A 7,804-nucleotide genomic window follows, 5' to 3' on the forward strand; every position below is an offset into this window, starting at 1 on the left:
GAGGGGGGGCCGCCGCGGCCACCGGGGACGCCGCCACTCCGGTCACCCCGCGCCTCGACCTCGCCGACGACGGCGAGGCCCGCTTCCACCTGCGCTGACGGCGCGCCAGCCCGGCGTCCCGGGTGGCCGCGCATGTTGCGGCGAACCGCGGTTTCCGGCCGCCCGGATGCCCCGACCTGCCGCACGACGAGTGGATCACCCGGTGGCGAGCCGACCGCCGCGCCAGGTGTAGCGCGGCCGGTGCGCGGACACGCCGAGGGGCGCCGGTCTGCTCGACCGACGCCCCTCGCGGACCGGGAACCAGCGGCTCAGCCGAAGCGGCCGGTGATGTAGTCCTCGGTCTTCTTCTGGCTCGGGTTGCTGAAGATCTTCTGGGTGTTGTCGTACTCGATCAGCCGGCCCGGGTCGCCGGTCTTCTCGATCGAGAAGAAGGCGGTCCGGTCCGACACCCGGGCGGCCTGCTGCATGTTGTGCGTGACGATGATGATGGTGAACTTGTCCTTGAGCTGGAACATCAGGTCCTCGATGGCCAGCGTGGAGATCGGGTCCAGCGCCGAGCAGGGCTCGTCCATCAGCACCACCTGCGGCTCGACCGCGATGGTCCGGGCGATGCAGAGCCGCTGCTGCTGGCCGCCGGAGAGGCCGGCGCCCGGCTTGCCGAGCCGGTCCTTCACCTCGTCCCAGAGGTTCGCCGAGCGGAGCGCCCTCTCGGCCGCCTCCTCCAGGATCGACTTCCGCCGGACGCCGTTGAGCCGCAGGCCGGCCACCACGTTCTCGAAGATGCTCATGGTGGGGAACGGGTTGGGCCGCTGGAAGACCATGCCGATCATCCGGCGGACCGCGGTGACGTCCACGTCCCGGTCGTAGATGTCCTGGTCGTCGATGGTCAGGCTGCCCTCGACCCGGGCGCCGGGAAGCACTTCGTGCATCCGGTTGATCGACCGCAGGAAGGTGGACTTGCCGCAGCCAGAGGGACCGATCAGGGCGGTCACCGTCTTCGGCTCGACGGTCAGGTTGATGTTCTCGATCGCCTTGAAACCGCCGTAGTACGCGGTGACGTTGGTGGCTTCGATGCGCTTGGCCATGGTGGCGGTACCTCCGGGGTTCATCGGCCGAGCCGATTGCGACGGGCCAGCAACTTCGCCGCGACGGTCAGGATGAGGACGAGGGCGACCAGGGTCAGCGCCGCGGTCCACGCCCGCGCCGGCGAGTACTTCGAGGCCTCGCCGGCCTGCTGGTAGACGAAGAGGGCCAGCGACGACTGGTTGTTCTCGAACGGGTTGAAGTTGATCGCCGCGCCGCCGCCGGCGACGAGCAGCACCGGCGCGGTCTCGCCGGCGGCCCGCGCGATGGCGAGCATGATGCCGGTGACGATGCCGGGCAGCGCGGTCGGCAGCACGACCCGCAGGATGGTCTTCCACTTCGGCACGCCGAGGGCGTACGCGCCCTCCCGCAGCGGCGCCGGGACGAGGCGGAGCATCTCCTCGGTGGAGCGGACCACGGTGGGCAGCATCAGCACGTTCAGCGCCAGCGCGGCGGCGAAGCCGGAGAAGCCCGGCCGGCCGTCGTTGAACCAGGGCGACACGATGAGCACCCAGAAGGCCAGGACGAAGAGGCCGGTGACGATCGACGGGATGCCGGTCATCACGTCCACGAAGAAGCGGATGGTGAAGGCGAACCGGCCCCGGCCGTACTCGACCACGTAGATCGCGCAGAGCACGCCGAGCGGGACGGTGATCAGCGTGGCGATGCCGACCTGCTCCAGGGTGCCAACGATGGCGTGGTACGCGCCGCCGTTGGCGTCCCGGGCCCCGATGTTGTTCATCGAGGTGCCGAAGAAGTTGCCGTCGAGCCGGGCGGTGCCCTTGCTGACCAGCGTCCAGACCACCGAGGCCAGCGGCAGCACCGCCAGCACGAAGGCGGAGTGGATCAGCGCGCTCCAGGTCCGGTTGCGGGCGGACCGCCGGCCCTCCACCGCGTTCGCGGCGAGGAAGAGGCCGGCCAGATAGAGCAGCGCCCCGACGACCACGACCAGGACCGGGCCGCCGATGCCGGCGCCGTACACGATGCCGGCCGACGCGAGGAGCGCCACGACGGCGATGGCCGGCGGGGCGTACCCCGGAAGCCGCTTGGCCCGCAGGCTGGCCGGCTGTGCCGGCGGCCGCGGGCGGTGGGTGGTGACGGTGGTTGTCATGCGGCCGACTCCGTGAACTCGCGGCGGCGGTAGATGATCGCCCGGGCGGTGATGTTGACGATCAGCGTGATCGCGAAGAGCACCAGGCCGGAGGCGATCAGGGCGCCCCGCCCGGTGTCGTTCGCCTCGGCGAACCGGTTCGCGATGTTCGCGGCGATGGTGTTGCCGCCGCTCTGCAGGATGTTGAACGAGATGGCGTAGGTGGAGCCGAGGGTGAGCGCCAGGGCGATGGTCTCGCCGAGCGCGCGGCCCAGGCCGAGCATCACCGCGGCGATGACGCCGGGCCGGCCGTACGGCAGCACCGCGGTGCGGACCATCTCCCAGCGGGTGGCGCCCAGCGCCAGGGCGGCCTCCTCGTTGGCGGTCGGGGTCTGCCGGAACACCTCACGGGAGAGGGAGGTGACGATCGGCAGCACCATGATCGCCAGGACCACCGACCCGAGCAGGATCGAGTTCCCGTACGGGCCGTCGCCGAAGATCGGGATCCAGCCGAAGTACTTGTGCAGCCACGCCGACAGGTCGGCGACCGGCTGGGCGAAGTAGTCCCGGCCCCAGAGCCCGAAGACCACGCTGGGCACGGCGGCCAGCAGGTCGATCAGGAAGCCGAGGCCGTTGCCCAGCCGGCGCGGGGCGTAGTGGGAGAGGTAGAGGGCGATGCCCAGCGCCACCGGCACCGCCATCAGCAGGGCCAGCAGCGCGGTGAGCACGGTGCCGAAGGCGAGCGCGCCGATGCCGAACTTCGGCGGGTTGTCGTTCGGGAACCAGCCCTCGAAGGTCCAGAAGGACTCGGTGTTCGCCCGCAGTGCCGGGACGGCCTTGGCGATCAGGAAGACCGCGATCGCCCCGATGACCACCAGTACGAAGGTGCCGGCGGCCAGGGTCAGGCCACGGAACGCGCGTTCCGCCCCGAAGGCCTTGGCCCGGGGCAGACCGCCACCGCCGCCGAGACCGGGCGTACCAGGGTTACCGGAGGGCTCGGCCACACGCGCCGAGGCACCGGCGGGCCGTCCGTGGCTCGTGGCCACGGTGGTCCCGCCGGTGCCGGCGTGCGCCGAGCGGTGAGGGGTGTCACCCATCTGCTCGCTCGCTTCGATAGAGAAGGTGTCGGTCAGTGCGTCAGGAGAGGCTCTTGACCGCGGTCTCGACCTTGGTGCGGACGGTCTCGGGCAGCGGGGCGTAGCCCAGCTCGACCAGGTCCTGCTGGCCCTCGGCGCTGGCGGCGTGGCCCAGCAGGCCCTTGACCAGCGGCAGCTTGTCGGCCGCGAGGCCCTTGCTGCAGACGATCTCGTAGGTCGCCAGGACGATCGGGTACGCCCCGGCCTCGGTGGTGTTGTAGTCGATCGACATCTTGAGGTCGTTGCCCTGGCCCTCGAACTTGGCCCCGGCGATGGTCTTGCCGGCCGACTCGGCGGTCAGCTCGGTGAACTCACCGGCACCGTTCTTGACCTTGGCCTTCTTCAGGCCGGCGTTCTCGGCGTACGACAGCTCGACGTAGCTGATGGTGCCGTCGGTGCTCTTGACCTTGCTGGCCACACCGTCGGACTTGGCCGCGCCGACGCCGCCCGGCGCCTTCCAGGCCTTGGCGTTGCCGAAGGTCCAGTCCGCCTCGGCGGTCTTGGACAGGTACTTGGTGAAGTTGTCGGTGGTGCCCGACTCGTCCGAGCGGTGCACCGCCTGGATCGCGGTCGACGGCAGCTTGGCGTCCGGGTTGTCGGCCTTGATCGCCGCGTCGTCCCACTTGGTGACCTTGCCGGCGAAGATCTTCGCCAGGGTGGCCGGGCTGAACTGGAGGTTGTCCGCGCCGCTGACGTTGTAGACGACCGCCACCGGGCCGATCACCATCGGCAGGTTGAGGGCCTGGCCGCCGGCGCACTTGGCGTCCGCCTGCGGCTGCTCCTCCGGCTTGAGCGCGGAGTCGGACCCGGCGAAGTCGGCGGTGCCGGCGATAAAGGCCTGGATGCCGGCGCCCGAACCGGTGGGCTCGTAGTTGATCGTGGTGCCCGCGCACTTCTGCTGGTAGGCCTTGATCCACTCGGCCATCGCGTTCTTCTGCGCGGAGGAGCCCTGCGCGTTCAGCGTGCCCTTGCCGCAGTCGACCGCGGCGGCGGAGCCGGAGGCGGAGGTGCCGGTCGGCTCGTTGTTGTCCGAGCCGCAGGCGCTGAGACCGAGCACCGCGGTAAGAGCGAGGCAGGCGATGGCGCCGTGCCGCTGGAGCTTCACCTGAGGGGTTTCCCTTCACGTCTTTGGTCAGGTCGCCCGGGACGCAGCCCGGGTGCCGGCGCTGACCGGCTGACACGAAAGTTAGAAGTGCCAGGTAGACGGTTCGCCGGTCAGAAGTGAACGGGAGATGAACAGGTGCGGCCGGCGGGGTGGCCATGGGCTGAGGAAGGGTTGTCCGTTACGTGAACTCGCGGCCCGCTATCGCTATTAATACGATTTTTCGGGTCAGTCGTTACCCGGCCGAGTCCAGTGCGTGACACCGCCGTGACCGCTCGCCGGGACGTCCGGGGCGGCCGCGGTTCAGCCGAGCCGGTAGTTGACGTGGGCCGACCAGCGGGCGAAGCCGAGCCGCTCGTAGAGCGCCACCGCCGGGGCGTTGGACTCGTCGACGTAGAGCATCACCCGGTCCAGCCCGCGCCGGTCCCGCAGGTACGCCAGCCCGGCGGTGGTGAGCACCCGGCCCAGCCCGCCCCGGTGCGCGGTCGGGTCCACCCCGAGCACGTACACCTCCCCGATCGGGGCCGACCCGGGCCGCTCGTGCACCTTGGTCCAGTGGAAGCCGAGCAGCCGGCCGGTCGCCGAGTCCACCGCGAGCAGGAAGCCGGCCGGGTCGAACCACGGCTCGGCGAGGCGTACCCGCAGGTCGGCCAGGGTCCAGCGACCCTGCTCCGGGTGCTGGGCGAAGGCGGCGTTGTTGACCGCGAGCCACGCCTCGTCGTCCTCGCCGGGACGGAACGCGCGCAGCTCCACGCCCTCGGGCAGGGCCGGCTCGGCCAGCGCGGCGGTCAGCGGCCGGCGCAGTTGCCAGAGCACCCGGGCGCGGGTGAAGGCCAGGTCGACCGCGAGCGCGGCGGCCGACGGGTGGTCGCCGTGCGCCCAGGCGCGCAGTGGCCCGGAGGCCGCCGCCAGCACGCCGCGGGCCAGCGCCCGTCCGGTGCCCCGCCGCCGGTACGCCGGGTGCACCACCAGCTCCACCCCGACACCGTTCGCCGGGTCGGTGGTATCCAGGTGGGCGTATCCGGTGAGGGTGTTGTCGGTGGCCCGGGCGGTGAGGTGCACGGCCGGCGCCTCCGGGTCCCGCAACCGCAGGAGCACGTGCTCGTCGAGCGGGTCGGCGCCATCCGTGTCCCCGGCCGTACGCGCCAGCGCCAGCACCTCGGCCACCTCGACCGCCGCCAGCCGGTCGGCGCGGGCGACGCGGTCCGCCGTCGTGGGCTCCCTGCTGCTCATCCCGTCACGGTAGCGGCCGGCGGGACGCCGATCATGCCGGACCTGGGGACGGCGTGGTGGCGGTGGTCACGTGGTGCCGACGGGCAGCGCCTCCAGCTGGTAGCGGTCCTGCAGCTCGGGCAGCAGGCGCTGCAGCGCCTGCACCGTCCCCGAACGGTTGCCGCCGGCGTCGTGCATCAGCACGATCGAACCGGGTCCGACCTGGGTCAGCACGCTGTTGATGATCTTCGGGGCGCCCGGGGCCGTCCAGTCCGCCGGGTCGACCGCCCAGTGCAGCGGGGTCATGCCCAGCTCCTCGCAGATGGACACCACCGGCCGCGTCCAGTTCCCGCCGGGCTGCCGGAAGTACGCGATCCGGGCGTTCGGCGCGGCGGCGTGGATCGCGTCGCTGGTGCGCAGCAGGTCGGCCCGGATCGCGTCCGGCGACCGCTTGCCCAGGTTGAGGTCGTGGCTCCAGGAGTGGTTGCAGATCGTGTGGCCGTCGGCCACGATCGCCTGGATCAGGTCCGGGTGGTTCTCCGCGTTCTCCCCGACCACGCAGAAGGTGGCCTTCACGCCGTACTCCTTGAGCAGGGCGAGCACCTGCGGGGTGTACTGCGGGTCCGGGCCGTCGTCGAAGGTGAGCGCGACCTGGGACGAGCCGGTGGACATGCGGCTGCCGTAGGGGCCCTCGTCGTCAGCGGGCGGTGCCGCCGAGCCGCTCGCGGTGGGGCTGGGGCTGACCGGCGGTGGTCCGGGAAACTCCTGGCTGGGCGGCTGGTCGGCGTAGTGCGGGCTGGTCACGTTCGCGGTGGCGCCGGTGCGGCGCGGCTGCTGCTCCGGAACCAGGCTGCGCCCCAGCGCGTACGCCGAGCCGAGCAGTGCGGCGATCACCAGCGCCACCAGCCCGGCCACCCGCAGGGTGGTCCGGGACATCAGCGGACCCGCCCATCCGGATCGAGGCCAGCCGTCATCGCCCCCGTGGTCACCGCACGCACCGTCGCCCCCTCTGCACCGGACCAATCCGGCAGTCAGAATAGGTCTGACTTCAGGGGCAAAAAGGGCAATACGGAGCCGGGTTCCCTCGAAGGGAGGGTGGTGCCGGATTCCGGTCAGACGGGCAGCGGGGCGGGCTCCGACTCCGGCAGCGAGCGGGACGGCGGCACCACGAACTTGTAGCCGACCTGGCGCACCGTGCCGATCATCGACTCGTACTCCGAGCCGAGCTTGGCCCGCAGCCGCCGGACGTGCACGTCCACCGTGCGGGTGCCGCCGAAGTAGTCGTACCCCCAGACCTCGCGGAGGAGCTGGTCCCGGGTGAACACCCGGCCCGGGTGCTGGGCCAGGAACTTCAGCAGCTCGAACTCCTTGTAGGTGAGGTCGAGCGGGCGGCCCTTGAGCTTGGCCGCGTAGGTGTCCGGGTCGATGGTGAGCTCGCCGGCCCGGATCGAGCCGCCGGCGCCGGCCGTGGCGTTGCTCAGCCGGCCGACCGCGAGCCGCAGCCGGGCCTCCACCTCGGCCGGCCCCGCCCCGGCCAGGATGACGTCGTCGACGCCCCAGTCCGCGTTCAGCGCGATCAGGCCGGCCTCGGTGACCACCGCGACCAGCGGCACGCCGAGCCCGGTGGCGTGCAGCATCCGGCAGGTCGCGCGGGCCTCGCTCAACTCGGAGCGGGCGTCCACCAGCACGGCGTCGGGGCTCGGGCCGGAGACCAGGGTGCGCACGTCGCGTGGCGCGGTACGGACCGAGTGCGGCAGCAGGTCGAGTGCCGGCAGCACCACCGATGGTTCACCTGCGCGCGCGGTCACCAGCAGCAGGATCTCCACACGATCACCTCCGTCCCGGCGGCCGATCGGCCGCGCGCGACCAGCGGCACTCCTGACCGGGGTGGCGCTGAGAATTTGCGTGGGGTCCCGGCGTCGCTGACGGGCGGGTAACGGCTTGAGCGTAACCGATCGCCCGGCCGCCACCTCCGTGTCCTTTCCTGTTTGTCGGATCTGTCCCCGATCGCGGCGCAGGTTTTAACGTCGCCGAAACCGTGACCTCCGCCCGGGCCGCTGGTCTGGCACGATCGGGGCGTGTTTCCCTCGACCTCGCCCGACACCGGCCGCGACCCGTGGGCCGATGACGCCCGCCCCGGCCCGGCCGGCCCCGCCGGCCCTGCCCGCGGCTACCCGCCGG

Annotated in this window: 7 protein-coding genes; all 7 read right to left on the bottom strand. The window is 71.8% G+C overall.

Annotated elements, in window-relative coordinates; all coding sequences use genetic code 11:
- Window positions 1–308: 308 nt before the first annotated feature.
- Window positions 309–1,085 carry a phosphate ABC transporter ATP-binding protein PstB gene (gene pstB, locus ACWEVO_RS23090; protein ID WP_387377295.1) on the bottom strand — a complete coding sequence of 259 codons (777 nt, stop codon included), beginning with the start codon at window positions 1,083–1,085 and terminating at the stop codon, window positions 309–311.
- 20 nt (window positions 1,086–1,105) lie between these two features.
- On the bottom strand, window positions 1,106–2,194 hold the full coding sequence (gene pstA, locus ACWEVO_RS23095; protein WP_452309609.1) for a phosphate ABC transporter permease PstA: 1,089 nt from the start codon (window positions 2,192–2,194) through the stop codon (window positions 1,106–1,108).
- On the bottom strand, window positions 2,191–3,270 hold the full coding sequence (pstC, locus tag ACWEVO_RS23100) for a phosphate ABC transporter permease subunit PstC (RefSeq protein ID WP_452309610.1): 1,080 nt from the start codon (window positions 3,268–3,270) through the stop codon (window positions 2,191–2,193). The genes pstA and pstC overlap by 4 nt, the downstream gene beginning before the upstream one ends.
- Window positions 3,271–3,310: 40 nt before the next feature.
- Entirely contained in the window at window positions 3,311–4,414 is a 1,104-nt protein-coding gene (gene pstS, locus ACWEVO_RS23105; protein WP_452309611.1) for a phosphate ABC transporter substrate-binding protein PstS, read from the bottom strand.
- 300 nt (window positions 4,415–4,714) lie between these two features.
- Window positions 4,715–5,644, bottom strand: coding sequence for a mycothiol synthase (gene mshD / locus ACWEVO_RS23110; RefSeq protein ID WP_452309612.1), 930 nt, complete (start codon window positions 5,642–5,644; stop codon window positions 4,715–4,717).
- A gap of 66 nt (window positions 5,645–5,710) precedes the next feature.
- Complete coding sequence (locus tag ACWEVO_RS23115) at window positions 5,711–6,559, bottom strand: polysaccharide deacetylase family protein (protein ID WP_452309613.1); 849 nt, start codon at window positions 6,557–6,559, stop codon at window positions 5,711–5,713.
- A gap of 176 nt (window positions 6,560–6,735) precedes the next feature.
- Window positions 6,736–7,449, bottom strand: coding sequence for a winged helix-turn-helix transcriptional regulator (locus ACWEVO_RS23120; RefSeq protein WP_123240143.1), 714 nt, complete (start codon window positions 7,447–7,449; stop codon window positions 6,736–6,738).
- Window positions 7,450–7,804 lie beyond the last annotated feature (355 nt).

This window comes from Micromonospora sp. NPDC003776, assembly GCF_053605645.1.

Coding starts and splice junctions, on each gene's coding strand:
- pstA (WP_452309609.1), bottom strand. CDS start 2,194: ATGACAACCACCGTCACCACCCACCGCCCGCGGCCGCCGGCACAGCCG.
- pstB (WP_387377295.1), bottom strand. CDS start 1,085: ATGGCCAAGCGCATCGAAGCCACCAACGTCACCGCGTACTACGGCGGT.
- pstC (WP_452309610.1), bottom strand. CDS start 3,270: ATGGGTGACACCCCTCACCGCTCGGCGCACGCCGGCACCGGCGGGACC.
- ACWEVO_RS23115 (WP_452309613.1), bottom strand. CDS start 6,559: ATGTCCCGGACCACCCTGCGGGTGGCCGGGCTGGTGGCGCTGGTGATC.
- mshD (WP_452309612.1), bottom strand. CDS start 5,644: ATGAGCAGCAGGGAGCCCACGACGGCGGACCGCGTCGCCCGCGCCGAC.